This window comes from Pseudomonas muyukensis, assembly GCF_019139535.1.
Lineage (GTDB): Bacteria > Pseudomonadota > Gammaproteobacteria > Pseudomonadales > Pseudomonadaceae > Aquipseudomonas > Aquipseudomonas muyukensis.
Genome location: NZ_CP077073.1, coordinates 3,772,871 through 3,797,808 on the forward strand (window position 1 = coordinate 3,772,871; position 24,938 = coordinate 3,797,808).

20 protein-coding genes, 1 pseudogene and 2 riboswitches are annotated in these 24,938 nt (G+C 66.8%); of the genes and pseudogenes, 12 read left to right on the forward strand and 9 right to left on the reverse strand.

Annotated elements, in window-relative coordinates:
• Nucleotides 1-3,762 (reverse strand): cobaltochelatase subunit CobN, encoded by a 3,762-nt coding sequence (cobN, locus tag KSS95_RS16745; protein WP_217848183.1) that lies wholly within the window; start codon nt 3,760-3,762, stop codon nt 1-3.
• 3 nt (nt 3,763-3,765) lie between these two features.
• A complete protein-coding gene (gene cobW / locus KSS95_RS16750; protein WP_225935519.1) occupies nt 3,766-4,833 on the reverse strand; it encodes a cobalamin biosynthesis protein CobW in 1,068 nt (355 codons plus the stop codon).
• 100 nt (nt 4,834-4,933) lie between these two features.
• Nucleotides 4,934-5,132: riboswitch (cobalamin riboswitch) on the reverse strand.
• Nucleotides 5,133-5,193: 61 nt separating this feature from the next.
• A riboswitch (cobalamin riboswitch) is annotated at nt 5,194-5,356 on the forward strand.
• A gap of 102 nt (nt 5,357-5,458) precedes the next feature.
• Here cobW and KSS95_RS16755 point away from each other — a divergent pair.
• The 7 genes from KSS95_RS16755 (at nt 5,459) to KSS95_RS16785 (ending at nt 12,049) form a co-directional block, all read left to right on the forward strand.
• Nucleotides 5,459-5,644 carry a CbtB domain-containing protein gene (locus tag KSS95_RS16755; RefSeq protein ID WP_134689735.1) on the forward strand — a complete coding sequence of 62 codons (186 nt, stop codon included), beginning with the start codon at nt 5,459-5,461 and terminating at the stop codon, nt 5,642-5,644.
• A gap of 10 nt (nt 5,645-5,654) precedes the next feature.
• The gene (locus tag KSS95_RS16760) at nt 5,655-6,350 is read left to right on the forward strand and encodes a CbtA family protein (protein WP_217848185.1); all 696 of its coding nucleotides are present in this window, start codon (nt 5,655-5,657) and stop codon (nt 6,348-6,350) included.
• A complete protein-coding gene (locus tag KSS95_RS16765) occupies nt 6,350-6,760 on the forward strand; it encodes a cobalamin biosynthesis protein (RefSeq protein WP_217848186.1) in 411 nt (136 codons plus the stop codon). Before KSS95_RS16760 ends, KSS95_RS16765 begins: the two co-directional genes overlap by 1 nt.
• 28 nt (nt 6,761-6,788) lie before the next feature.
• Nucleotides 6,789-7,541: a precorrin-4 C(11)-methyltransferase gene (gene cobM, locus KSS95_RS16770; protein ID WP_217848187.1), complete on the forward strand. Its 753-nt coding sequence runs from the start codon at nt 6,789-6,791 to the stop codon at nt 7,539-7,541.
• A gap of 195 nt (nt 7,542-7,736) precedes the next feature.
• Nucleotides 7,737-7,979, forward strand: coding sequence for a DUF1272 domain-containing protein (locus KSS95_RS16775; RefSeq protein ID WP_217848188.1), 243 nt, complete (start codon nt 7,737-7,739; stop codon nt 7,977-7,979).
• 173 nt (nt 7,980-8,152) lie between these two features.
• Complete coding sequence (locus tag KSS95_RS16780; RefSeq protein ID WP_217848189.1) at nt 8,153-8,767, forward strand: response regulator transcription factor; 615 nt, start codon at nt 8,153-8,155, stop codon at nt 8,765-8,767.
• A 3-nt stretch (nt 8,768-8,770) separates the two neighbouring features.
• Nucleotides 8,771-12,049, forward strand: a complete 3,279-nt coding sequence (locus KSS95_RS16785; RefSeq protein ID WP_217848190.1) for a transporter substrate-binding domain-containing protein — start codon at nt 8,771-8,773, stop codon at nt 12,047-12,049.
• On the opposite strand, the gene KSS95_RS24860 is transcribed toward KSS95_RS16785, so the two are convergent.
• The 3 genes and pseudogenes from KSS95_RS24860 to gntR form a co-directional block, all read right to left on the reverse strand.
• Complete coding sequence (locus KSS95_RS24860) at nt 12,024-12,518, reverse strand: methyl-accepting chemotaxis protein (RefSeq protein WP_437179619.1); 495 nt, start codon at nt 12,516-12,518, stop codon at nt 12,024-12,026. The two genes, KSS95_RS16785 and KSS95_RS24860, sit on opposite strands and share 26 nt — an antisense overlap.
• 42 nt (nt 12,519-12,560) lie before the next feature.
• Nucleotides 12,561-13,382 (reverse strand): annotated as a pseudogene (locus KSS95_RS24865) (PAS domain-containing protein); the annotation flags it as partial.
• A 582-nt stretch (nt 13,383-13,964) separates the two neighbouring features.
• Nucleotides 13,965-14,984, reverse strand: a complete 1,020-nt coding sequence (gene gntR / locus KSS95_RS16795) for an HTH-type transcriptional regulator GntR (protein WP_217848192.1) — start codon at nt 14,982-14,984, stop codon at nt 13,965-13,967.
• Between the two features lie 208 nt (nt 14,985-15,192).
• Here gntR and KSS95_RS16800 point away from each other — a divergent pair, with 208 nt between their 5' ends.
• From KSS95_RS16800 to KSS95_RS16810, 3 genes are all read left to right on the forward strand, one after another.
• On the forward strand, nt 15,193-15,732 hold the full coding sequence (locus KSS95_RS16800) for a gluconokinase (protein ID WP_217848193.1): 540 nt from the start codon (nt 15,193-15,195) through the stop codon (nt 15,730-15,732).
• A 115-nt stretch (nt 15,733-15,847) separates the two neighbouring features.
• Nucleotides 15,848-17,200, forward strand: a complete 1,353-nt coding sequence (locus tag KSS95_RS16805) for a GntP family permease (RefSeq protein ID WP_217848194.1) — start codon at nt 15,848-15,850, stop codon at nt 17,198-17,200.
• Nucleotides 17,201-17,306: 106 nt separating this feature from the next.
• A complete protein-coding gene (locus KSS95_RS16810; RefSeq protein WP_217848195.1) occupies nt 17,307-17,606 on the forward strand; it encodes a hypothetical protein in 300 nt (99 codons plus the stop codon).
• A 151-nt stretch (nt 17,607-17,757) separates the two neighbouring features.
• Here KSS95_RS16810 and KSS95_RS16815 read toward each other — a convergent pair whose 3' ends face one another.
• The 4 genes from KSS95_RS16815 to KSS95_RS16830 all read right to left on the reverse strand — a co-directional run bounded on the left by KSS95_RS16815 (nt 17,758) and on the right by KSS95_RS16830 (nt 23,095).
• Nucleotides 17,758-19,185, reverse strand: coding sequence for a sigma-54-dependent transcriptional regulator (locus KSS95_RS16815; RefSeq protein ID WP_217848196.1), 1,428 nt, complete (start codon nt 19,183-19,185; stop codon nt 17,758-17,760).
• On the reverse strand, nt 19,154-20,647 hold the full coding sequence (locus KSS95_RS16820; RefSeq protein ID WP_217848197.1) for a sensor histidine kinase: 1,494 nt from the start codon (nt 20,645-20,647) through the stop codon (nt 19,154-19,156). Before KSS95_RS16820 ends, KSS95_RS16815 begins: the two co-directional genes overlap by 32 nt.
• 290 nt (nt 20,648-20,937) lie before the next feature.
• Nucleotides 20,938-22,380, reverse strand: a complete 1,443-nt coding sequence (locus tag KSS95_RS16825) for a sensor histidine kinase (RefSeq protein ID WP_217848198.1) — start codon at nt 22,378-22,380, stop codon at nt 20,938-20,940.
• Between the two features lie 106 nt (nt 22,381-22,486).
• A complete protein-coding gene (locus tag KSS95_RS16830) occupies nt 22,487-23,095 on the reverse strand; it encodes a lytic transglycosylase domain-containing protein (RefSeq protein ID WP_217848199.1) in 609 nt (202 codons plus the stop codon).
• A gap of 185 nt (nt 23,096-23,280) precedes the next feature.
• On the opposite strand from KSS95_RS16830, the gene gspG reads away from it, so the two are divergent.
• On the forward strand, nt 23,281-23,706 hold the full coding sequence (gspG, locus tag KSS95_RS16835) for a type II secretion system major pseudopilin GspG (RefSeq protein WP_217848200.1): 426 nt from the start codon (nt 23,281-23,283) through the stop codon (nt 23,704-23,706).
• Between the two features lie 11 nt (nt 23,707-23,717).
• Nucleotides 23,718-24,896 (forward strand): type II secretion system F family protein, encoded by a 1,179-nt coding sequence (locus KSS95_RS16840; protein ID WP_217848201.1) that lies wholly within the window; start codon nt 23,718-23,720, stop codon nt 24,894-24,896.
• Nucleotides 24,897-24,938 lie beyond the last annotated feature (42 nt).

Genomic DNA, 24,938 nt, shown 5'->3' on the forward strand with positions numbered 1-24,938 from the left:
TCAGCTGTCTTCCTCGCCATCGAGCAGCTGTTGCTCGAGGCTGTCGCGGTAATCGCCCGGCTCCTGCCACAAACCACGCTGCTGGGCTTCCAGCAGGCGCTCGGTAAGGTCGCGCAGGGCCTCGGGGTTGTGCTCGCGCAGAAACGCACGGGTGGCCGGGTCGAGCACGTAGGCGTCGGCCAGGCCCTGGTAATGGTGGTCGTCGATCAGGTGGGTGGTGGCGTCGAAGGCGAACAGGTTGTCGACCGTCGCCGCCAGCTCGAAAGCCCCTTTATAGCCGTGCCGCTTGGCGCCGTCGATCCACTTGGGGTTGAGGGCACGGGCGCGGATCACCCGGTTCAGCTCTTCCTTCAAGGTGCGGATGCGCGGTCGGTCGGCCTGGCTGTGGTCACCGTGGTAACTGGCGCGCGCACTGCCGGCCAAGGTCTCGGCGGCGGCCAGCATGCCGCCCTGGAACTGGTAGTAGTCGTTGGAATCGAGCAGATCGTGCTCGTGGTTGTCCTGGTTCTGCAGCACCGCCTGCACCTGGCTCAGGCGCTGGGCGAAGCGCGCGCGCGCCGGGGTGCCCTCGTCGCTGGCGCCATAGGCGTAGCCGCCATGGTTGAGGTAGACCTCGGCCAGGTCGTCGCGGCTGTGCCACAGGCGCCCGTCGATGGCGTTCTGGACCCCGGCGCCATAGGCCCCGGGCTTGGCGCCGAACACCCGCCACCCCGCCTGGCGGGCCGCCTGCTCGGCGTCCAGGCCCTCGGCCAGCAGGGCGGCGCGCTCGGCGCGCACGCGGGCGGCCAGCGGGTTGTAGTCGTCAGGCTCGTCCAGCGCCGCCACCGCCTGCACGGCCGCGTCGAACAGGCGGATCAGGTTGCCGAAGGCGTCGCGGAAGAACCCGGAAACCCGCAGCGTCACATCCACCCGCGGCCGGTCGAGCAGGCTCAACGGCAGGATCTCGAAGTCGTCGACCCGCAGGCTGGCGCTGGCCCAGACCGGGCGCACACCCATCAGCGCCATGGCCTGGGCGATATCGTCGCCGCCGGTGCGCATGGTCGCCGTGCCCCACACCGACAGGCCCAGTTGGCGCAGGTGGTCACCGTGGTCCTGCAGGTGGCGTTCGAGGATCAGGTTGGCCGAGGCGAAGCCCAGGCGCCAGGCGGTGGTGGTCGGCAGGTTGCGCACATCGACGGTATAGAAGTTGCGCCCGGTGGGCAGCACGTCCAAGCGCCCGCGACTGGGCGCGCCGCTGGGCCCGGCCGGAACGAAACGCCCAGCCAGGGCGGCCAGCAGGCCGTCCATTTCGGCGTCGCCACAAGCATCGAGGCGCGGCGCGACATCGTCCAGCAAGGCCGCGAGCACCTCGCGCAGCGGTTGCCAGCACGGCGCTTGCGGCAGCTCGACAGCACCGCGCAACGCCTGCTCGATCAGGCTCGACGCCAGCAGCTCGAGGCGTTCGCGGGTATCGCCGCAGGTCCGCCACAAGGCCGCGTCCACCGCCTGCAGCGGCGCAGGCCGCGGCCCGTCCCAGGGCTGCCCCAGGTCGCAGTCCAGTGGATCGAAGCCGAGCCCAAGGGCCTTGGCCAAGGTACGGATCAGGCTGGCGTTGGCCCCCTTGCCATCACCGCGCGCCACCCGCAACAAGGCCAGCAGGGTATCGTTGCGCAAGCGCCCGGCCGGCGATTGGCCGAACACATGCAAACCGTCGCGGATCTGCGATTCCTTGAGGTCGCACAGATAGGTGTCCAGGCGTGGCAGCCACACCGCCGCGTCGTCCAGCTGGCCTTCGAGTTGCAGCTCGCGGTCGATGTGGTTGCGCTTGAGCAGCTCGAGTATGTCCCGTTGCAGCTCCTGGGCCCGACGTGGGTCGAGCAGCTGGGCTTCGTAATATTCGTCGGCCAGCTGTTCCAGGTGACGCAACGGGCCGTAGGTCTCGGCCCGGGTCAGCGGCGGCATCAGGTGGTCGATGATCACCGCCTGGGTACGCCGCTTGGCCTGGGCGCCCTCGCCCGGATCGTTGACGATGAACGGGTAGATGTTCGGCAGCGGCCCGAGCAGCGCGTCCGGCCAGCACTCGGCGGACAGCCCCACGCCCTTGCCCGGCAACCACTCCAGGTTGCCGTGCTTGCCGACATGGACCACGGCATCGGCGGCAAAGCCGTTGCGCAGCCAGAAATGGAACGCCAGGTAGCCATGCGGCGGCACCAGGTCCGGGTCGTGGTACACCGCGCTGTGGTCCACCTGATAGCCGCGCGCCGGCTGGATACCGACGAAGGTCAAGCCATAGCGCAAGCCAGCGACCATCATCCGCCCGCTGCGGAACATCGGGTCCTGCTCGGGCGTGCCCCAGCGCGCCAGCACGGCACGCTGGTTGGCCTCGGGCAGCGCGGCGAAGGCCGCCTGGTAATCGGCCAGGCTCAGGCTCTGGGCGCAGGGTCGCTGGTCGAGGTGGTCGAGGTCGTTGGTCACGCCGCCCAACAACTGATGGATCAGCGCAGTGCCGCTGTCGGGCAGGCCGGCGACCGGGTAGCCCCGGCCCTGCATGGCCCTGAGTATGTTCAACGCCGCGCCCGGGGTGTCCAGGCCCACGCCATTGCCAATGCGCCCGTCGCGGGTCGGATAGTTGGCCAGCACCAGGGCCACGCGTTTTTCCTGGTTGTCCAGGCGCGCCAGCGCCACCCAGCGCCGCGCCAACTCGGCCACGAAGTCCATGCGCTCGGGGTGGGCACGGTAGCAGACCACGTCGGCCTGGCTGCGTTCGCTGCGCCAGGCCAGGTCCTTGAAGCTCACCGGGCGGGTGATGATGCGCCCGTCAAGCTCCGGCAAGGCAATGTGCATGGCCAGGTCGCGGGCACCCAGGCCCTGCTCGCTCTGCTCCCAGCCGGGCCGGTTGTCCTGGGCGCAGATTGCCTGCAACACCGGCACGTCGCGGCGCAGCGGGCGCAGGTTGGGCTGCTCTGGGCTGGACAAGGCAAAACCGGTGGTGTTGATCACCACCTCGGCCTGCACCTCGTCGAGCCAGGCTTGCACCTGCTCCAGACAGGCGTGCTCCTTGAGGCTGGCCACGGCGATCGGCAGCGGGTTGAGCCCGCACGCCTGCAAGCGCTGGCAGAACACATCGATGAACGCGGTGTTGGCCGCCTGCAGGTGCGAGCGATAGAACAGCAGCGGCGCCACCGGGTACTCGGGGTTCCACTCGCCGTACCAGTCCTGCAGCACGGCACTGGCGCGGGCCGGGTGATAGACCGCCGTGCGCGGCAGCGGCTGGGGCTCGTCCCAGGGGTAGTCACGCCCCAGCCATTGGCTGGCCAGGCACTTGAACAGGTTGAGCGCGTTGGCCTTGCCACCCTGGCGCAGGTAGTGCCACAGGCGCTCGGCCTGGGCCCCGCGCAGCGTGCCCAGGTCGGTGAGTTCCGGGTCCGGGCGGTCGTCGCCCGGCACCAGGACCAACTGCACGCCACGGCTGGCGAGGGCCACCAACTGCTCGACGCCGTAGCGCCAGTAGCCGACACCGCCATGCAGCGAGACCAGGACCAGCTTGGCATGGCGCAGGACCTGGTCGACATACAGGTCGACCGAGGCGTGGTTCTGCACCTGCATCGGGTTGGCCAGGCGCACGCTGGGAAAATCGTCCGGCAACTGCTCGGCGGTTTCGGCCAGCAGTGCCAGATGGGAGTCGCCGCTGCAGAGGATCACCAGCTCGGCAGGTGTCTGGCCGAGATCGGCAATGCTGTCGTCCGGCACGAAGCCGCCGGGCTGGGTCCGCAGCAGGTGCATGGGTCAGGCGCCCAGGGCCTGGCGCAGGCGCGCTTGCAGCTGCACGGCGTCAAGGTCCTGGCCAATCAGTACCAGGCGGGTGATGCGCGCTTCATCGCTGCGCCAGGCGCGGTCGAAGTGCTTGTCGAAACGGGTGCCCACGCCCTGGATCAGCAGGCGCATCGGTTTGCCGGGGATGGCGGCGAAACCCTTGGCGCGCAGGATGCCGAATTCACCGACCAGTTGGCTCAGGGCATCGAGCAGCAGGCTTTCGTCGGCCTCGGGCAGGTCGATGGAAATCGAGTCGAAGGCATCATGATCGTGGTCGTCGTGATCGTCACCGTCGTGGTGCGAATCATGATGGGTGCGACGGCCATCGATATGCGCCTCGGACTCGGCGCCCACGCCCAGCAGCACGTCGAGCGGCAGGCGGCCACTGCTGGCCTCGATCACCTTGACCGCCGGCGGCAGTTCCTCGGCCACCTCGGCGCGCACCCCGGCCAGGCCGGCGGCGTCGATCAGGTCGGCCTTGTTCAGCACCACCAGGTCGGCGCTGGCCAACTGGTCGGCGAACAGCTCGTGCAGCGGCGACTCATGGTCCAGGTTGGGGTCGAGCTTGCGCTGGGCGTCGACCTGCTCGGGGTAGGCGGCGAAGGTGCCGGCAGCCACCGCCGGGCTGTCGACCACGGTGATCACCGCATCGACCGTGCAGGCGTTGCGGATTTCCGGCCACTGGAAGGCCTGTACCAGGGGCTTGGGCAGGGCCAGGCCGCTGGTTTCGATCAGGATATGGTCCAGGTCGCCGCGACGGGCCACCAGCTCGCGCATCACCGGGAAGAACTCCTCTTGCACGGTGCAGCACAGGCAGCCATTGGCCAGTTCGAAGACCCGGCCCAGCGCCTCTTCCTCGGTGCAGCCGATGCTGCACTGCTTGAGGATCTCGCCGTCGATGCCCAGTTCGCCGAATTCGTTGACGATCACCGCGATACGGCGGCCCTGGGCGTTGTCGAGCATGTGGCGGAGCAAGGTGGTCTTGCCCGAGCCGAGAAAGCCGGTGACGATGGTGACGGGGAGCTTGGCCAGTGTTTTCATGTCGCGTTGCCCTTGGCGGCTGTGGCGCGGGCATGCGGGACGGCGGCCGCGGCCATGCTGGCCGGGCGCGTTCGCCACCGGATCACCCCGCCCGGTTGAAAGTCGAAAACGTCGCGAGGCAGGTCTCCTGGCTTGCACCAATCCGGCGTCGGGGCCGGTGGCTCGGCGCCTTCCCGCGCGCCTGCGCAGTGGCTGTGCCGAACCTTTCAGTGCCTACAGTTGCGGGGGCAGCCGCGGCTTGTACCGCGTTCCCGTCTTAGCTCAGGCCAGGCCTGAGAACCTCGAAGCGGCAAGGCTACGCATCCACCCGACAACGGTCAACCGCCGCCGCGATTGACGCCGGCTACGCCCCGTGATTTGCTAGCGCATTGCCTGCAGGTGCCCCCAGCCGGGGGTGAAACGGGAAACCGGTGCGTCACATGGCCTCCAACAGGCCAGGACAAAGCCGGTGCTGCCCCCGCAACGGTAAGCGAGCGCACCCTGCCTCGCCAGCCCGGAGACCGGCCTGCCGTGCTCGATGAACAACCCCGCGGTGGGCGGGTGCTGTCGCATGCCCTGGGCCATCCGTGCCTGGGGGCGTCGCGCTTGCCCGTTGCCCAAAACAAAAGCAGCAGAGGAACGCGTCATGCCTATCACCAGTGCCAAGCACAGCATCGCCACCCCCGTCAGCCTCAGCCAGCGCCTGCTGGTCGCCGTGGGCGCCAGCCTGCTGGGCCTGAGCCTGGTGTACTTCGCCGGCTTCTCGCACATCGAGGCGGTACACAACGCCGCCCACGACACCCGCCACAGCGCCGCCTTCCCCTGCCACTGAGTATCCCTGCATGATCACGCGCATTGCCCGCACCGCGGGCTTCAGCGGGCTGCTCGCCGCCCTGCTGCTGACCCTGCTGCAAAGTTTCTGGATCGCCCCGCTGATCCTCCAGGCGGAAACCTTCGAGAGCGCCGCCCCGGTAGCCGAGCAGCATGAACACGCACCAGCCGAAGCCGGCCACAGCCATGAGCACAGCGCCGAGGCCTGGGCACCGGAAGACGGCTGGCAGCGGGTGCTGGCCACCACCGGCGGCAACCTGGTGGTAGCCGTCGGCTTCGCCCTGCTCCTCGCCGCGCTGTACAGCCTGCGTGAGCCGGGCCGCGTCAGCACCGGGGCGCTCTGGGGCCTGGCCGGCTTCGCCGTGTTCTGCCTGGCGCCCACCCTGGGCTTGCCCGCCGAGCTGCCAGGCACCGCCGCCGCCGACCTGGGCCAACGCCAGGCCTGGTGGATCGGCACCGCCGCCGCCACCGCGGCCGGCCTGGCCTTGCTGGTGTTCAGCCGGCATTGGTTGTTCAAGGTGCTGGGTGTCGTGCTGCTGGTAAGCCCCCATGTGATCGGCGCGCCGCAACCGGCGGTGCACGCCAGCCTGGCGCCAGAGGCCCTGGCCAGCCAGTTCAAGATCGCCTCCTGGCTGACCAACGCCGCGTTCTGGCTGGCCCTGGGCCTGCTCAGCGCCTGGCTGTTCCGCCGCGCCAACCCGGCCTGATGCTCGACTTCAGCCTGCAGCCCGCGCTGTACGCGGGCTTTGGTTGTCGCCGCGGCTGCCCCGTCGAGACCCTGGCGGTGCTGCTGCGCCAGACCATGGCCCGCCACGCCCTGCCCCTGTCGGCCTTGCGCGCCATCGCCAGCATCGACCCCAAGGCCCGCGAACCGGGCTTGCTGGCCCTGGCCGAGCGCCTTGGCGTGCCGTTTTTGTGCTTCGACGCCGCGCACCTGCTGGCTTTCGAGCCGATGCTCAGCCAACGCTCGGCCACTGCCTACGCCCAGACCGGCTGCTGGGGCGTGGCCGAAAGCGCCGCCCTGGCCCTGGCTGCCCGCGCTTCGCCACAACCCAACCTGCACGTGCCGCGGCAGGTCCTTGCCGGCGCTACCCTGGCGCTGGCCATCGGCGGATAATCCGCATCTTTACCTGCAAGGAACCGCCATGACGGTCTACTTCATCGGTGCCGGCCCCGGCGATCCGGAACTGATCACGGTCAAGGGCCAGCGCCTGATTCGCCAATGCCCGGTGATCATCTACGCAGGCTCCCTGGTCCCGCCTGCGCTGCTCGAGGGCCATAACGCCCGAACCGTGCTCAACAGCGCCGAACTGCACCTGGAGCAGATCGTCGAAGCCATGCGCCAGGCCCACGCCGAAGGCCTGGACGTGGCCCGGGTGCACAGCGGCGATCCCAGCCTGTACGGCGCCATCGGCGAACAGATCCGCCACCTGCAGGCACTGGGCATCGACTACCAGATCATTCCCGGGGTCACCGCCACTGCCGCCAGCGCCGCATTGCTGGGCTGCGAGCTGACCCTCCCGGACGTGGCGCAGACGGTGATCCTCACCCGCTACGGCGACAGCTCGCCGATGCCGCCTGGCGAACAACTGGCCGATCTGGCCCGGCATGGCAGCACCCTGGCCATTCACCTGGGGGTCAAGCACCTGGCGCGCATCGTCGACGAGCTTTTACCGCACTATGGCGGCGCCTGCCCGATTGCCGTGGTGCACCGTGCCACCTGGCCGGACCAGGATTGGGCCCGTGGCACCCTGGCGGATATCGTCGAGCGGGTAGCGGCCAAAGGCTTTCGCCGCACCGCGCTGATTCTGGTCGGCCAGGTGCTGGGCGATGCGCCGTTCGCCGACTCCGCGCTGTACCGGGCCGGGCACGCCCACCTGTACCGCCAGGGCAGTTGAAGCGATTGCCGTCGTTGACGACCGCGCCGCCCTGTAGGAGCGGCCTTGTGTCGCGAAAGGGCTGCAAAGCAGCCCCGGCATTGTTGAATTGAATACAGCCATGCCCGAAAAATCGCGAAGACCTTGCAAGGGCTGATTGCCGTCGGGGAAGGCGGCGTTGCACACTGCGTGCAACTTGCCAACGGAATGCCTGCCATGCTCGAACTGCGCCCCAACTGCGAATGCTGCGACCGCGACCTGCCGGCCGACAGCCCGGATGCACTGATCTGTTCGTTCGAATGCACCTTCTGCCGCCCCTGCAACGAGCGCCACTTCCAGGGCCAGTGCCCCAATTGCGGCGGGCAACTGGTGATCCGCCCTACCCGCACCGGCAAGGCCCTGGCCAACAACCCGGCAGCGACCCAGCGGGTCAACAAGCCTCACGCAGCTTGCCCTTGAGGGTATTTGTAGGAATTTTCAACAACATCTTGTAGGTTTATCAACACACCTATACTCGCCTATTACCAAGGCTCCTGATTATCCGTAAGGTGCGCGCAGCCCAGTTGGCCCGCCGCCTTGCGTATGCAGTGAAACGCAGGACGCGGGCTGCACCTTGTACAGGAGTTACCCATATGACATCCGTGTTGCTGGTTGATGACCACCACATTGTTCGATTGGCCGTGCGCATGCTGCTCGAACGCGAACGCTTCACCGTCGTGGGTGAAACCGGCAGCGGCAAGGATGCCGCACGCCTGGCCAGGGACACCAAGGCCGAAGTCGTCATCCTCGATATCGGCCTGCCCGACCTTGACGGCATGGAGGTGATCAAGCGCCTTAAACTGCTGGAGCCCGCGCCAAGGATAATGGCCCTCACCGGCCAACCCGCCGACCTTTATGTACGCCGCTGCATGGATGCGGGCATCTCGGCTTTTGTCAACAAGGACGAAGACCTCGATGCCATGGTGTTCGCCCTCAAGGCCTTGGTCAAAGGCTACTCGACCTTCCCGCAGATGGCGGTCAACAGCAATACCCTGGAGAGCGAGAGCGAGCGCCTGCGGCTTTTGTCCAATCGGGAAATGGAGGTGCTGCGCCGCCTGTGCGCAGGCCAGTCCAACAAGCTCATTGGCGAACAGATGAACCTTAGCGCCAAGACCATCAGCACCTATCGCGGCCGTATCATGGAGAAGCTCAAGGTCGAGTCGCTGGTTGAAATGGTCGACCTGGCCAAACGCAACAACGTGGCCTGAACCATGATCGGGCGCACGCTGCTGTGCCTGTTACTGGCCCTCTCATGGCCGTTATCCGCCCCTGCCGCCGTGCAGGGCGAAAGCCGCCACCTGCTGGCGCGGGCCTTGAGCGCCGCGCCCCCGTTGCAACTCGACGACACTGACCGACGCTGGCTGGCGCAGCGTAAAGAGCTGGTGCTGGGAAGCTCGCGTCCGGACTACCCACCGTTCGACATCAACACCAGCCAGGCCGACTACGAAGGCTTGAGCGCCGACTACGCCGGGCTGATCGGCGAACAGCTCGGCGTGCCGGTGCGGGTGCGCCGCTATGCCAGCCGCGCCCTGGCCCTGGCCGCGCTGCGCGCCGGCGAAGTCGACTTGCTGGGCACCTCCAACGCCTTCGAGGCCAACGATGCCGAGCTGGCCCTCACCCACTCCTATGCCGACGACCTGCCAGTCGTCGCCTCGCGCCATTCCCGCACGCTGCGCGAAGACGACGACCTGGCCGGGCTGCACCTGGCCATGGTCGACCACTATCTGCCGATGCAGACCGTGCAACAGCTGTTCCCCCAGGCCCAACTGCGCCTGTACCGCTCGACCCTGGCCGGTATCGCGGCGGTGGCCCTGGGCCAGGCCGACGCCTACCTGGGCGATGCCATCAGTACCGACTACGTGATCGCCAAGGGTTACCAGGGGATGGTCAAGGTCGACCACTTCGTCAAGGCGCCGGCCGGCACCTTTGCCTTTGCCCTGGCCCGCGACAACCCGCGCCTGCTGAAACTGGTGAACCTGGCCTTGGCCAGGATCGCCGACAGCGAGCGGCTGAACATCCTGCGCCGCTGGACCAGCGGCAGCACCAGTGTCCTGCTCGATCGCCGCCTGGCTGCCCTGACTCTGGAAGAGCGCGACTGGATCGAGCAACACCGCCAGGTCAAGGTCATGATCAATACCACCCTGGCGCCGCTGAGCTTTACCGATGCCCAGCAAAACCCCCGTGGCATCGCCCTGGACCTGCTGGAGCGCATCAGCCTGCGCACCGGCCTGCGCTTCCAGATCGTCGAGTCCGAGTCATTCCAGGACATGGTCGAGCAGACCGCCCAGGGCCAGGTCGACATGATCGGCGCCATCGGCTATGGCGTGCACCGCGCCCTGCGCCTGCGCTACACCCGCCCCTACATGATCAGCCCACGGGTACTGGTTACCCGGCACAATGCTCCGCCGCTGATTGGCGACCAGCCGCTGAGTGGCCTGCGCGTGGCGCTGTTGCGCGGCTCACCGTTGCGCGAGGGCCTGGAGCGCCAGGCCATCGGCATCCAGCCGATCGAGGTGGAGAACCCCTTGCAACTGATGGAGGCCGTGGCCAACGGCGAGGCCGACGTGGCGATCAGTTCGCACATCAACGCCGCCTACTTCATCAACCAGGTGTTCAAGGGCCGCCTCAGGATCGCCGGCCTGCAAGGTGACGAGCCGGCCCTGGCGGCATTCGCCGTCAGCCCGGCGCTGCCGCAGTTGCAGGCGATCCTCGACAAGGCGCTGCTGAGCATCCCGCCGGACGAACTGGAGCAACTGGTCAACCGCTGGCGTACCAATGCCGTGGTCAGCGACAGCCCCTGGCGCAACTACCGTACCCTGGCCTTGCAGGTGCTGGTGCTGGCCGCCGTGCTGCTGGCCGGCGTGGTGTTCTGGAATACCTACCTGCGCAAGCTGATTCACCAGCGCACCGAAGCCCAGCGCGCCTTGCAGGAGCAGTTGGCGCTCAGCCGCAGCTTGCTCGAGCAATTGCGCCAGGCCAAGGACGATGCCGAACGGGCCAGCCAGGCGAAAAGCACCTTCCTGGCGGTCATGAGCCATGAAATCCGCACGCCGATGAACGCGGTCATCGGCTTGCTCGAGCTGGCCCTGGAGGACAGCCGCCACGGGCGCAGCGACAGCCACGCGCTGAAAACCGCCCACGACTCGGCGCTCGGCCTGCTCGACCTGATCGGCGATGTGCTCGATATCTCGCGCATCGAGTCCGGTCATATGACCCTGCAGCCCCAGCCGGTCGAGTTGATCGAGCTGGTTCAGGCGACCTTGCGGGTGTTCGAGGGCAATGCGCGGGCCAAGGGTATCGAGCTGCGCGGCGCACTGCCCGCGCCACCCTGCTGGGTGCGGGTCGACGCCTTGCGCCTCAAGCAGGTGCTGTCGAACCTGATCAGCAATGCCATCAAGTTCACCGACCGCGGACAGGTCGACGTGACCCTCACCGCCCAGGCGCTGGACGCCCAACGGCGGCGCATCACCCTGCAGGTTCGTGACAGCGGCATGGGCATCAGCGCCGCTGATCAGGCGCGCCTGTTCAACGCATTCGCCCAGGCCGACGGCAGCCAGGGCCGCCAAGGTGCCGGGCTGGGCCTGGTGATCAGCCGCGAGCTGTGCGAGTTGATGGGCGGCCAGTTGAGCCTGCAAAGTCTCGAGGGCCTCGGGACCCAGGTCGATATCCTGCTCACCTTGCAGGTCTGCCCCCCACCCAGTCGGGAGCCGGTGAGCAGTATCGGCCGGGAGATCGCCGGCGGGCCTTTGCAGGTGCTGGTGGTCGACGATTATCCAGCCAACCTGCTGCTGCTCGAGAAACAGTTGCGCTCACTCGGGCACCACGTAGTGCTCGCCGACCAGGGCGAGGCGGCCCTGGCGCTGTGGCAGGCCGGGCACTTCGATGTGGTGCTCAGCGACTGCAGCATGCCGGTGATGGACGGCCATGAACTGGCCCGGCGCATCCGCGCCGCGGAACAACAACGCGCGCGCCCGGCCTGTCGCATCATCGGCGTCACCGCCAACGCCCAGGCTGAAGAACGCCAGCGTTGCCTGGACAGCGGCATGGACGACTGCCTGTTCAAGCCAATCGGCCTGCAGGCCCTGAAAGGCTGCCTGGCCCACCTGCACAGCATCGCCCCAAACGCCTGCCCGACGGCACGTGCCAGTGGTTTCGATCTCGAACAGCTGCGCCACCTGACCCAGGATGACGAGCAGTTGATCATGCGCCTGCTGGAGCAGTTGGCCGCCAGCAATGCCGAGGACCTGCAGGCCCTGCGGGCGCTGGGCAGCTCACCGGCCAGCGAGGCGCTTGGCCCGGTGGTGCACCGGATCAAGGGTGGGGCCAAGATGCTCAAGGTCAGGACCGTGGTGCAGGATTGCGAAGCCCTGGAGCAGGCCATCGCCCACCGCCAGCCGCTCGCTTCGTTGCTCGAACGGCTGCACGCCAGCCTGCACAGCCTCGAATGCGAGCTGCGGGAAAACCTCAGTGCAATTGCAGGGTCGAACTGATCTGGCTGATCGCATCCACCACGTGCCGCGAACCCTGCTGGATTTCCATGATCACCGTGCCCGCCTCGTTGGCCAGTTCCACCCCAAGCCCGGTACGGGTCAGGCTCGACTGCATGCTGGCCACCGCCGTCAGCGACAGGTCGTGGTTCTGCCGCACCACCTCGACGATCTCCAGGGTGGCCTTGCTGGTACGCGCCGCCAAGTTGCGCACTTCGTCGGCCACCACCGCGAAGCCGCGGCCGTATTCGCCGGCCCGCGCCGCCTCGATCGCCGCATTGAGCGCCAGCAGGTTGGTCTGGTCGGCGATGCCACGGATGGTCAGGACGATCTGGCCGATCGCCTCGGACTGTTTGCTTACGGCGTCGATGCTGCGCGCGGCCTGGTTGAGCTCGGCGGAAATCTGCTCGATCACCTCGACGGTCTGCTGCACCACCTGGGTGCCCTTGCGCGCGCAGGCGTCGGTCTGCACCGAACTGGCATGGGCGGCATCGGCGGCGGTCTGCTGGGTGCTGACCTGGTTGGTGATGTCGCTGGCGAACTTCACCACTTTGTACAAGCGGCCCTTGTTGTCGAAGATCGGGTTGTACGAGGCCTCCAGGTAGACGGTCTGGCCCTGTTTGTTGATACGCTCGAAGCGGTGCGAATGGTACTCGCCGCGGTTGAGCGAGGCCCAGAAGTCGCGGTACTGCGCCGACTCACGCTCGTGGGGCAGGCAAAACAGCCCGTGGTGCCGGCCCACCACTTCCTCCAGGCGATAGCCCATGGTGTCGAGGAAGTTCTGGTTGGCCTTGATCACCCGCCCGGCCGGGGTGAACTCGATCACCGCCATGGAACGGCCGATGGCCTTGAGCAAGCTTTCGCTCTCGTGCTCCTCATTGACATGGCGGGTGATGTCCGAGGCCACCTTTATGACACTGGAGACCTGTTGTCGCTCATCGATCACCGGCATGTAGCTGGCTTCCAGCCAGACCTCGCGACCGGCCTTGTCGAGGCGTTCGAAGGTGCCGCTGATGGCCTTGCCCTGCCCCAGTTCGCGCCACAGTTGCTGGTACTCGGCGCTCTTGGCATAGGCCGGGTCACAGAAGATGCGGTGGTGCTTGCCGCGAATCTCCTCGGCGCTGTAGCCCATGGTGCTGCAGAAGTGCTCGTTCGCCTCGAGGATCGTGCCGTCTGGCGCGAACTCGATCATCGCCATGGAACGGCTGATCGCCGCCAGCTTGGCCTCCATGCCCGCCAGGGCCTGGCGGCAACGCTGGATCTCGACCAGATCGGACTTGCGATGGTATTCGAACATGAGCCGGGGCTCCTTCTGCTCTGGGATGAACCTGAGCATAGATCGGCGTTTTCGCGGTGCAAGCGAACTGATATCACTTTTGAACTAGCTATTCGCGGCCGTTTGTCTGGTGGTTTTTACCGACGATCTGCCACCGTTGCTGGCGAGCCAGGCGACGCGGTGGATGGCACCGGCGACGCCGGTGTTCGCCGGCAAGGCCGGCTCCTACGCCGATTGCGACTGCAATACCTGTAGGAGCCAGCCTTGCTGGCGAACCAGGCGACGCGGTGGCTGGCACCGGCTACGCCGGTGTTCGCCGGCAAGGCCGGCTCCTACGGCGGTTGCGGCCTGCAATACCTGTAGGAGCCAGCCTTGCTGGCGAACCAAGCGACGCGGTGGCTGGCACCGGCTACGCCGGTGTTCGCCGGCAAGCCGGCTCCTACGCCGATTGCGACTGCAATACCTGTAGGAGCCAGCTTGCTGGCGAACCAGGCGACGCGATGGATGGCACCGGCTACGCCGGTGTTCGCCGGCAAGGCCGGCTCCTACGGCGGTTGCGGCCTGCAATACCTGTAGGAGCCAGCCTTGCTGGCGAACCAGGCAACTCGGTAGCCGGTGCCTACGCACCGTAACCCCGCCAGCTCAGGAGCTCTCCCGCACCATCAGCTCGAAGCCCAGATCCTGCTGCCCACCCGCACCGCGCTTGCCATCGAGCATACCCAGCAAGGCCTGCGCCGCGCCGCGCCCCACCGCCGCCCGCGGCGTGCGGATCGAGGTAAGCCGCGGCACCATGTGCGCCGAACCCGGCAAGTCGTTGAAACCGACCATCGCCACCTGCCGAGGCACCTCGACGCCCTGGCGCAAGGCCTGCAAGATCGCGCCTTGGGCCAGGTCGTCGTTGCAGAAGAAAATACCATCGACATCCGGCGCGCGGACCAGCAGGCGGCTGAACAACTCGCCCCCCAGGCCAATCGACGACGGCTGCGGGTCGAGCATTTCCAGCTCTGGCGCCTGCAAGCCGGCTTGCGCCAAGGCCTGGCGGAACCCCTCGGCCCGTTGCATCACCCGTGGGTCCAGTTGCGCGGCAATGAAGCCCAGGCGCCGCCGCCCACGCTCGATCAGGTGCCGCGCCGCCGCGCGCCCGGCTTCGTACTGGGAAAACCCGACCGACAAGGCGCCCGCCTCGCCACCCAGCTCCATCATGTGCACGCAGGGCACTTGGCTGGCGGCGAGCATCTGCCGCGAGGCCTCGCTGCGCTCGAAACCGGTCAGCAACATGCCGCATGGCTGGTAGGCCAGGTAGTTGCGGATCAGGTTCTCTTCCTCGGCGCTGTCGTAGTGATAGTTGCCGATCAGCACCTCCAGCCCGCGGGGCCGCATCACTTCATGGATCGCCTCGAGGGTGTCGATGAACAGCTGGTTGGACAACGAAGGGATCAATACCACCACCGACTGGCTGCGCGCCGAGGCCAGGGCTCGCGCCGCCGGGTTGGCGACGTAGCCCAGGCTGGCCGCCGCGGCCTTGACCTTTTCCACCAGCTCCGGGGCGACCGTGCTGACCCCGCGCAGGGCGCGGGAGGCGGTGATGGGGGAAACCCCGGAAAGCCTGGCGACTTCTGCCAGGGTGGGACGACCAGTGGTGCGTGAGCCGATACGGGACATGGGAGTTGGAGTTTTTCCACTTGCAGGAAGAAGGAACGGTCACTAAGGTAGCGCTGTCTCTGGATGCAGGCAATGCAATCCGGGTAGCAGTCATGCCTTATACGTCCATACTGCCAAAGACAAGATCAATAACACCCGGGAGGGTGGCGCTTACCGGTTTGGCCCGCGACGGCCAAGACAGCGCTATCTCACCCAGCAGGAGGTACAGATGAACCCTTCCCTGTCCGCGATTGTGGTCATGGGCGTGGCTGGATGCGGCAAGAGCTGCATCGGCGCGGCCATTGCCGCGCGCAGCGGCGGCCGCCTGATCGAAGGCGATGCCTTTCACCCCGCCGCGAACATCGCCAAGATGAGCGCCGGCATTCCCCTGGACGACGACGACCGCGCCGGTTGGCTGGTGCGCCTGGGTGAAGAGCTGCAGAACGCGATCAGCGCGGGTGAACGCCCGATCCTGACCTGCTCGGCGCTCAAGCGCCGCTACCGCGAGACCTTGCGTGAGGCGGTGCCGGCGCTGGGCTTCGTGTTCCTCGAGCTGACCCCGCTGCAAGCCGAGCAACGCGTGCGTGCGCGCCCCGGCCACTTCATGCCGGCCAGCCTGATCGACAGCCAGTTTGCCGCCCTGGAACCGCCCCATGGCGAACCCCTGACCCTGGCGCTGGATGCCACCGCCCCGATCGAAACCCTGGCCGAAGCCGTGCACACCTGGCTAAAGCCCGGCGGTGAGCGGCCCGTGGCGCGCACCGCCTGACCCGGCGGTAGTTCCAGCTCACCCAAGATAGCGCTGTCTCTGTACCTTGCGGCAAGCAACGACCAAGAAACACGCTCCACCAAAACAACAACGACAAGACCGAGGCTAACGATCCATGTTCGGACTAGCTACTGATACGTTCCTGTTGCTCGACGCGCTGGTCACCATCGTCGGGCTGATCCTGCTGATCACCCATTTCAAGGTCCACCCCTTCGTCGCCCTGACCCTGGCCGCGGGCTTTCTCGGCCTGACCTCCGGCATGCCGGTGGCCAAGGTGATGAAGTCGTTCCAGGACGGCTTCGGCGGGGTACTGGGCTTCGTCGGCATCGTCCTGGCCCTGGGCACCATGCTCGGCAAGCTGATGGCCGACTCCGGCGGCGCCGACCAGATTGCGCAAACGCTGATCCGCGCCTTCGGCAAGCAGAAGGTGCACTGGGCGATGATGTTCGCCGCCTTCCTGGTGGGCATCCCGCTGTTCTTCGAAATCGGCTTCGTGCTGCTGATCCCGCTGGTGTTCATCGTCGCCCGCCGCTCCGGCGTGTCGCTGGTGAAGATCGGCATTCCGCTGCTGGCCGGCCTTTCCGTGGTCCACGGCCTGGTGCCGCCGCACCCGGGCCCGCTGCTGGCAATCGGCATCTTCCACGCCGACATCGGCAAGACCATCTTCTATGGCCTGCTGGTGGCATTGCCTACCGCGGTGATTGCCGGCCCCCTGTTCGGTAACTTCATCTCCCGCTACATCCCGGGTAACCCGTCCCAGGAGCTGATGGACCAGATTGCCCGCGAGTCGGACCAGCACAACCTGCCAAGCTTCAGCGTGACCCTGATCACCGTGCTGCTGCCGGTGGCGCTGATGCTGCTCAAGACCTTCGCCGACGTGGTGCTGCCGGCCGAGCACATCGTGCGCCAGTGGATGGACCTGATCGGCCACCCGATCACCGCCCTGCTCGCCGCCCTGCTGCTGGCGTTCTACACCTTCGGTTCGGCGCGTGGCTTCAACCGCCAGCAGATCATGAAGATGCTCGACCAGAGCCTGGCGCCCACTGCCGCCATCGTGCTGATCGTCGGTGCCGGTGGCGGCTTCAAGCAGATGCTGGTGGACACCGGGGTCGGCAACGTGATCGGCCAGATGGCGGTCCAGGCCGAGATCTCGCCGATCCTGCTGGCCTGGCTGGTGGCGGCGGTGATCCGCATCGCCACCGGTTCCGCGACCGTGGCCACCATCACCGGCGCCGGCATCGTCGCCCCGGTGATCGACCTGGTGCCGGGGGTCAACCGCGAGCTGCTGGTACTGGCCACCGGGGCCGGTTCGCTGATCCTGTCCCACGTCAACGACGCCGGGTTCTGGCTGGTCAAGCAGTACTTCAACATGACCGTCGCCGAAACCTTCAAGACCTGGAGCATGATGGAGACCATCCTCTCGGTGGTCGGCATCATCTTCATCATGTTGTTGTCGATGGTGGTGTGACCGTCGGTCGCCGTGATGGCACCCGGCTGATGGACTCAAGGCCCAAGTGAGACAGCGGCCCTGCGCAGGCAGGGCCGTTTTCTTTCCTCGCAAAGGAGCCTGCCCCATGAAAGCTGCGCTGTTGCTCGCCGCCCTGCTCGCCTCGCCACTGGCGTTGGCCGCCGGAACCGGCGCCACCTACCCTGATGACCCGCACAACCCGGCACCCAAGCCGGGTGTCGACAGCACCCTGAACCCCGTCGAGAAGCCCATGCCGCGCGATACCGACCCGCGGATCAAGGGTAACGACCCAGACAGCCCACCGGCTGAGCAGAACGATGATCGCGACCTGCCCGGGATGGGCGGCAGCGGTTCGGAGGGGATGGGGCGTGGTGGGGATGGGTCGGGGGGTACGGGCAAGCCTTGAGGCCCCCAGGCCCTATTTCCCTGTAGGAGCGGCCTTGTGTCGCGATGGGGCGCAAAGCGGCCTCGACCTCCTTCGCGGCGACGCTGAGAATGTGGGGGCGCTGTGCGCCCCATCGCGACACAAGGCCGCTCCTACAGGGATTGCACCCAGGTCACCATTGGCGCTTGTCTGGCCGGCTCAGGCCGAGCTTCTCGATCTTGTAGCGCAGCATGTCCCGTGACAGCCCCAGCAAGCGCGCCGACTTGGTGACGTTCCAGTCGGTGCGGTCGAGCGTGCGACAGACCATGTCGCGCTCCATGTCCGGCAAACTGCCGGTCGCCTCCGGTTCGTGGCGGTGCGCCTCGTACACCGCCATCGGCGCGGGCGCAGCCAGGGGCTCATCGACCAGGGTCATGCACAGGTTCAACTGGTGCGCGCCAATCACCTCGCTGGGGGCCAGCAACACGGTCTGTTCGAGCATGTTGCGCAGCTCGCGCACGTTGCCCGGCCAACTGTAGCCAAGCATCAGCGCCTCGGCCTCGGCGGAAAACCGCAGGTTCGGCTTGCCATAGCGCCGCCCGTGGTGGGCCAGGAAGTGTCGGGCCAGGCGCAAGATGTCCTGCCCCCGGGCATACAGGCGCGGCACCTTCAGGGCGATGATGCGCAGGCGAAAGAACAGGTCGCGGCGGAACTTGCCCTGCTGCACCATCTGCTCGAGGTTGCAGTTGGTAGCGCTGATCACCCTCAAGTCCACCTTGCGCTCCTTCACCGCGCCGATGCGACGGATGCTGCGATCTTCCAGGAGCTTGAGCAGCTTGGCTTGCAGCACCAGGTCCATCTCGCCGATCTCGTCGAGGAACAGCGTGCCGCCATCGGCCGCCTCGACCAACCCCACCCTTCGCTCCTTGGCGTCGGTGAAGGCGCCCTTCTCATGCCCGAACAGCTCGGCCTCCAGCAGGTTGGCCGGGATCGACGCGCAGTTGAACTCGATGAACGGCCCCTTGGCGCGGCTGCCGTCAAAATGCAGGGCACGGGCCACCAGCTCCTTGCCGGTGCCCGTCTCGCCCTCCACCAGCACCGGCGGCAGGTCGTCGCTGGCCATGCGCCGCTCGGCATCGAGCAACTGGCGCAGGGTGTGCTTGAGGTCGAGCATCACCGGCGACTCGCCAATCAAGGCCTGCAACCCCGACTTCTGCGCCTCGCGCTCCTGGTAGAACGACAGCGTGCGCTCCATGCGCTCGGCGGCCAGGGCCTTGTCCAGCATCAGCTTGAGCTCGGCCAGCACCACCGGCTTGGTCAGGTAGTGGAAGGCACCCTCCTTCATGGCCAGCACGGCGTCCTCGACGTTGCCGTAGCCGGTCATCATGATCACCTTCAGTGCCGGCGCCTGGGCCACCAGGGCACACAGCAGGTCGTGGCCGCTCATGCCCGGCAACGAGTTGTCGGTCAGCACGGCGTCGGGCTGGGCGCGCTTGACCTGCTCCAGCGCCAGCTCCGCGCTGTGGCACACCGTGACCTCGAAACCCTTGAGGCTCAGGTAGGTGCGAATGTTGTCGGCAAGGATTTCATCATCCTCGACCACCAGGATGCTGTGTTCCATGGTCCCCTCCCGCTGCGATATTGAAAGTCAGGCTGACGCGGGTTCCTTCCTCTTCGCGGCTGGTCAGTTCGACCGCACCGCCAAAGCGTTCCATGATCCGTTTGACCAGGGCCAGGCCAACACCGAGGCCGCCCTGCTTGGTGGTGAAAAATGGCTTGAACACCATGCGCCGCTGCTGCTCGTTCATCCCTTTGCCGGTGTCGCTGAGCTGCAGCTGGGCCTGCTGGCCCTCCAGCTGGCGCACCTCGGCGCGCAACTCGCCGCCCTGGGGCATGGCCTCCAGGGCGTTGGCGAACAGGCTGTTGAGGATCTGCGTCAGTTGCAGCGGCTGGCTGGCCACCCATTGCGCGACCGGGCCGTCGAAGCTGAAACGCACCTGGTTGCGCTCGATCTGCAGGGCGAACGTTTGCCGGGCATCTTCAAGGGCGGCCACCAGGTCCACCGCCTCGGGCTCGTCGCTGGTCGGGCGCAGCGACACCAGCAGGTCGCGGACCCAGCGCGACATGCGGTCGACCTGGGTAATGATGTCGCCGATGTTCTTCTGCGCCGCGGGGCTGGCGATTTCCTGGGCCAGTTCGGCGCTGGAGCGAATATTGGCCAGTGGGTTGCGCAGGCTGTGGGCCACCGCCGAGGACATCTCCCCCAGGGCCACGTAGGTTTCGCTGGCCACCAGCCGGTCCTGCTGGTGATGCAGCAGGCTGGCGGCGCGGCGCACGATCCAGAACAGGCCGAAGTAGATCAACGCCCCGCCCGCCAGGGTCGAGGCCCAGATCACTACGTAGCCGCGGTGGATGCGCCGTACCAGGTCCTGCGGCTCCTTGTAGATCTCGACCATGCTCAGCACCTGCTCGCCCTGGCTGTCGAACAGCGGGATGTAGTTCTCGATGAACAGGTGCCGCGGCTCGCGCTGGAACTTCTGTTCCTCGCGGTCCTCGTCGGCCTTGTGGTAACTGGCCGACACCGACTTGCGCGAGTGGAAGGCGTGCTCGAGGTCGTCGTCCTCCTCGATGCGCTGGCCGATCAAGTGCGGGTTGGTCGACCACACCACGGTGTGGTCACGGGCGTAGACATTGGCCAGCAGGGTGTCGGGCAAGTGCTCGACATGGTCGAGGAACTCCACCCGGGTGGCTTCGGCCAGCTGTGGGGTGAACTGCAGGTGCTGCTGGTCCAGGCGCGGGTCGAGCAGCTCGCCCATGGTCACCCCCGGCGGCAACTGCGAGTGACGCACCTCGGCCTGGGCCATGGCCTGGATGAACTGCGCGGTGAGCATGGCATCGCGCTCGACACTGTCGCGTACCACGAAGCGCGTCGACACATAACCCAGGCCGCCGGCCACTGCCGTGATGATCAGCAGGCTGACCAGCGAGAACCAGCGCAGCAGGTTGAACTCATGCAGCGGCGCGGCCAGCCCGGTGGTGGCTGCAGCCGTTTTGTCGGTGGCTTGGTTGTCGAGCGTCTGCATCGCGTCGTTCCCGCCTTTGCGCCAGTGGGGCCACCAGCACGCTGTCGCTACCCGTGGTAGCCCGGTAACGGCCGCCAGTCATGACACAAGTCGCAAACTGTCGGCCCTGGTGAGATGAAGCAAAAAACCGGCCATCGCTTTACCATAAGCATAATTTACTTATAAAACAGATATTTACGAACTTTTATCAAAGCTATTTCTTGAAAAAATCCCCATATTTGGGGAAATGGCACCAAAAGCAATAAATACAATAAAAACAGATAGTTACAGAAGATTATTAATTTAGAAAATCAACTTTTAATCACCCGAAAATGGAGCGAGACCCGCGTTCCCAACCCAGCGCGGCTACTCAACCTCACCGACCCACCAAAGCGCTCCATGATCCGCTTGACCAATACCAACCCAACCCCCAGGCCGCCCTGCTTGGTGGTGAAGAATGGCCGGAAGGCCAGGCGCTGTTGCTGCTCGCTCATGCCCTTGCCAGTGTCCGAGAGGCGCAGGGTCAAACCACGCCGGTCATGCCGCACCACCTCCACGCGCAGCTCGCCGCCCGCCTCCATCGACTCCAGGGCATTGGCGATCAGGCTGCTGAAAATCTGCCCCAGCAGCACCGGCTGCCCCAGCACCTGGACCCGCGGCACCTCGGCCACGCTCAAGCGGATTCCCCCTCGCGCCAGCGCCGTGGCGAAGGCCTGCAGGCTGTCATCCAGCGCCTGGGCGACATCCACCGGTTGTGCCTCGTCATTGAGCGGGCGCAGCGATTGCAACAGCTCGCGCACCCACTGCGACATGCGATCGACCTGGCTGATGATGTCAGTGATGTTCTTCTGCGCCGGCCCCTCGTCGAAGGCCTGGGCCAATTCGGCGCTGGAGCGGATGCTGGCCAGCGGGTTGCGCAGGCTGTGGGCCACCGCCGACGACACCTCGCCCAGGGCGACAAAGGTTTCATTGCCGATCAGGCGTTTCTGCTGCACCGCCATCAGCCGCGCGGCCCGGCGCATGATGCCGTACAGCCCGACATAGACCACGCCCGCCCCCACCGCGATGGCCAGCCAGATCAGCAGCAGGCCATGCTCGATACGCACGATCAGGTCGTGGGGTTCCTTGTAGATCTCGACCATGGCGGTGACGTTCTCGCCATCGGCGTCGAACAGCGGGATGTAGTTCTCGATGAACAGCTGTTCGGGCGGGGTGACGAATTTCTGCTCGCTGCGCGCCTGCTCGAAGTCGTGGTAGCTGGCCGAGACCCGCATCTTGTACTCGAAGGCCTGGTCCAGGTCGTCGTCCGATTCGATCAGGCGGCCGATCAAGGCCGGGTTGCTCGACCAGATCACCGTACGGTCGGGGGCATAGATATTGGCCAGGAGCATGTCCGGCAGGTGGGCGATATGGTCGAGGAACTCGCCCCGGGCCTTGCGCCGGGCCTCGGGATCGACATCCGGCATGCCGTGGTCGGTGCGCGGGTCGAGCAGTTCGCCCATGGTGCGCACGTTGGGGATCGACACATGGCGCACCTCGGCATCGGCGATGGAGGTGATGAACTGGGCGGTGAGCAACGCGTCGCGCTCGACGCTTTCGTTGATGATGAAGCGGCTGGAGATCAGGCCCAGCCCCACCGCCACCGAAACGATGATCGCCAGGCTGACCCAGGCGTACCAGCGCAGCAGGTTGAACGGCTTGCGCCCGGTGCTGGCGTCGGGCGCGGGTGTGTCGGGGCGGGGGGCGAGGTCCATGGGCGGGCTCCGCGGCTGGGCACGTCTACAGGTTATAGCCCAGAGTTGGGGGTGCAGGGGTGTTGGCCGCTCATAGCCGTCGCCACCCTCACGCCAAACCTGCCTCTCACAACGGCGAATCCTCAGCCAACCCCCGCAGCAGGCGATACTCGCGCAACACATTGGGCACATAGCGCTGGGTCTCGGCAAACGGCGGCACCACCCGTCCGCGGCTCAACACCGCATCTGGCCCGGCGTTGTAGGCCGCCACGGCCAAGGTGATGTCATTGTCGAACAGTTTCAGCATGCGCTTGAGGTAACGCGCCCCACCGCGCACGTTGGCCTCGGGGTCGAGCACATCCTTGACGCCCATCTCCTTGGCCGTGTCCGGCATCAGCTGCATCAGCCCCGCCGCGCCCTTGGCCGAGCGAGCCTTGGGGTTGTAGCCGGACTCGGCCTTGATCAACGCATGCAACAGCGCCTGCGGCACATCGCTGGCCAACGCGGCGGCAGCCACCACATCGGCGTAGGGCCGCCCGGTGACCAGTTGCGCATTGACCGGCCCGCCGGCGATGCCGGCCTCGCTGATCACCCGATCATAGTGCCGTCCTGGCCGATGCACGTTGGACAGCACGAAGCCGCCCTTGCCGTCACGGGAGATGTACACATCGGCCTGGGCACCCAGCGCCCCCAGCCCCATCACCAGCCCGGCCACTCCCAGGATCAGTCCACGCATGTCGGTCGCCTCCACGCCGTGTGCCCCAATGTTGGGGGAAATGCCCCGCGAAGCCGGGCTCTGAGGCTGTGACGCAAGCAGCGTGCCGCCTGCCATCGCGCCTGCGGCAAGGGCCCGAGGCAGACGTGCACGGCTGTTGCATGGGGCCTGTTGCGCAAGCCTGCCCACGCACCGGAGGACTCACCATGCAGCGCAACAACCTTGGCCAACGCGGCTTCACCCTGCTCGAACTGTTGGTGGTGCTGGTGGTGCTCGGCCTGTTGGCCGGCATCGTCGCGCCCAAGTACTTCGCCCAACTGGGCCGTTCCGAGGCCAAGGTGGCGCGGGCGCAGATCGAAGGGCTGGGCAAGGCCCTGGACCTCTACCGCCTGGAGGTCGGCCACTATCCCAGCAGCGAGCAGGGCCTGCAGGCGCTGGTGGCGGCCCCCAGCGGCGAGGCACGCTGGTCTGGCCCCTACCTGCAAAAGGCCGTGCCCCAGGACCCTTGGGGACGGCCGTACATCTACAAGCAGCCTGGGGAGAGCGGCGGCGAATACGACCTGCTGTCGATGGGCAAGGACGGCCAGCCCGGTGGCGACGGGGAAAACGCCGAGATCACCAGCTGGCAATGAGGAACCCGACCATGCGCTACCAGCTCAAGGCCCTGGGCAGCCAGGGCGTGGTGCAACTGCAGGTGGACGCCGAGGACATCGAGCAGGCCCGCCGCCAGGCCGAAGACCAGGGCCTGCGTGTGCTCAGCGTGCGCCGCCGTGGCCTGGCCTGGCGGCGTCGCGCCATGGCGTTCGACCTGGTGCTGTTCAGCCAGGAGCTGAGCACCCTGCTCAGCGCCGGCCTGGCGCTGATCGACGCCCTCGAAAGCCTGGCCGAAAAGGCGCCTGACGGCGCCGCGCGCAAGGTCCTCGAGCAACTGGTGCGCCAGCTCTACGAGGGCCGTTCGCTGTCCCAGGCCCTGGCCCTGCAACCTCGGGTGTTCCCCGCCCTGTACGTGGCCCTGGTGCAGTCCAGCGAGCGCACCGGCGCCCTGGGCGACGCCCTGGGCCGCTACATCGGCTATCGGCAACGGCTCGACCTGGTGCGCCAGAAGCTGATCGGCGCCTCGGTCTACCCCTTGCTGCTGTTGCTGGTCGGCGGCGGCGTGGTGCTGTTCCTGCTGGGCTACGTGGTGCCACGCTTCAGCCTGGTGTTCGAGGGCATGGGCAGCGAGCTGCCGTGGCTGTCCCAGGTGCTGATGCAGATCGGCCTGTTCCTGCATGCCCAGCAAGTGCCGCTGGGCCTGGGCAGCCTGGCCGCCATCGGCGCCCTGGTCGCTGCGCGCCGCCAGCGCGTCGTCCAGCGCTGGGCCCACCGCCAGCTGCGGCGCCTGCCGGCCTTGCACCAGCGCCTGGTGATGTACGAGCTGGCGCGGTTCTACCGCTCGCTGGGGATTCTCCTGCAAGGTGGCATTCCCATCCTCACCGCCTTGGGCATGGCCCGCGGCCTGCTCGGCAGCGCCGGCGCCGAAAGCCTCGAGCAGGCCAGTCGACGGGTCGCCGAGGGCTTGGCGCTGTCGGATGCGCTGGAAGCCGCGCAACTGGTGACCCCGGTGTCGCTGCGCCTGCTGCGCGCCGGCGAGCAGTCGGGCAACCTGGGGGCAATGCTCGAGCGCTGCGCCGACTTCCACGACCAGGAGATCGGGCGCTGGGTGGAATGGTTCGTCAAACTGTTCGAGCCGTTGCTGATGACCTTCATCGGCCTGCTGATCGGCCTGATCGTGATCCTGATGTACATGCCGATCTTCGAACTGGCGTCGAGCATCCATTGAACAACGGTAGCAACTGGCCATGCGCTTGGCTTAGCATGGTAC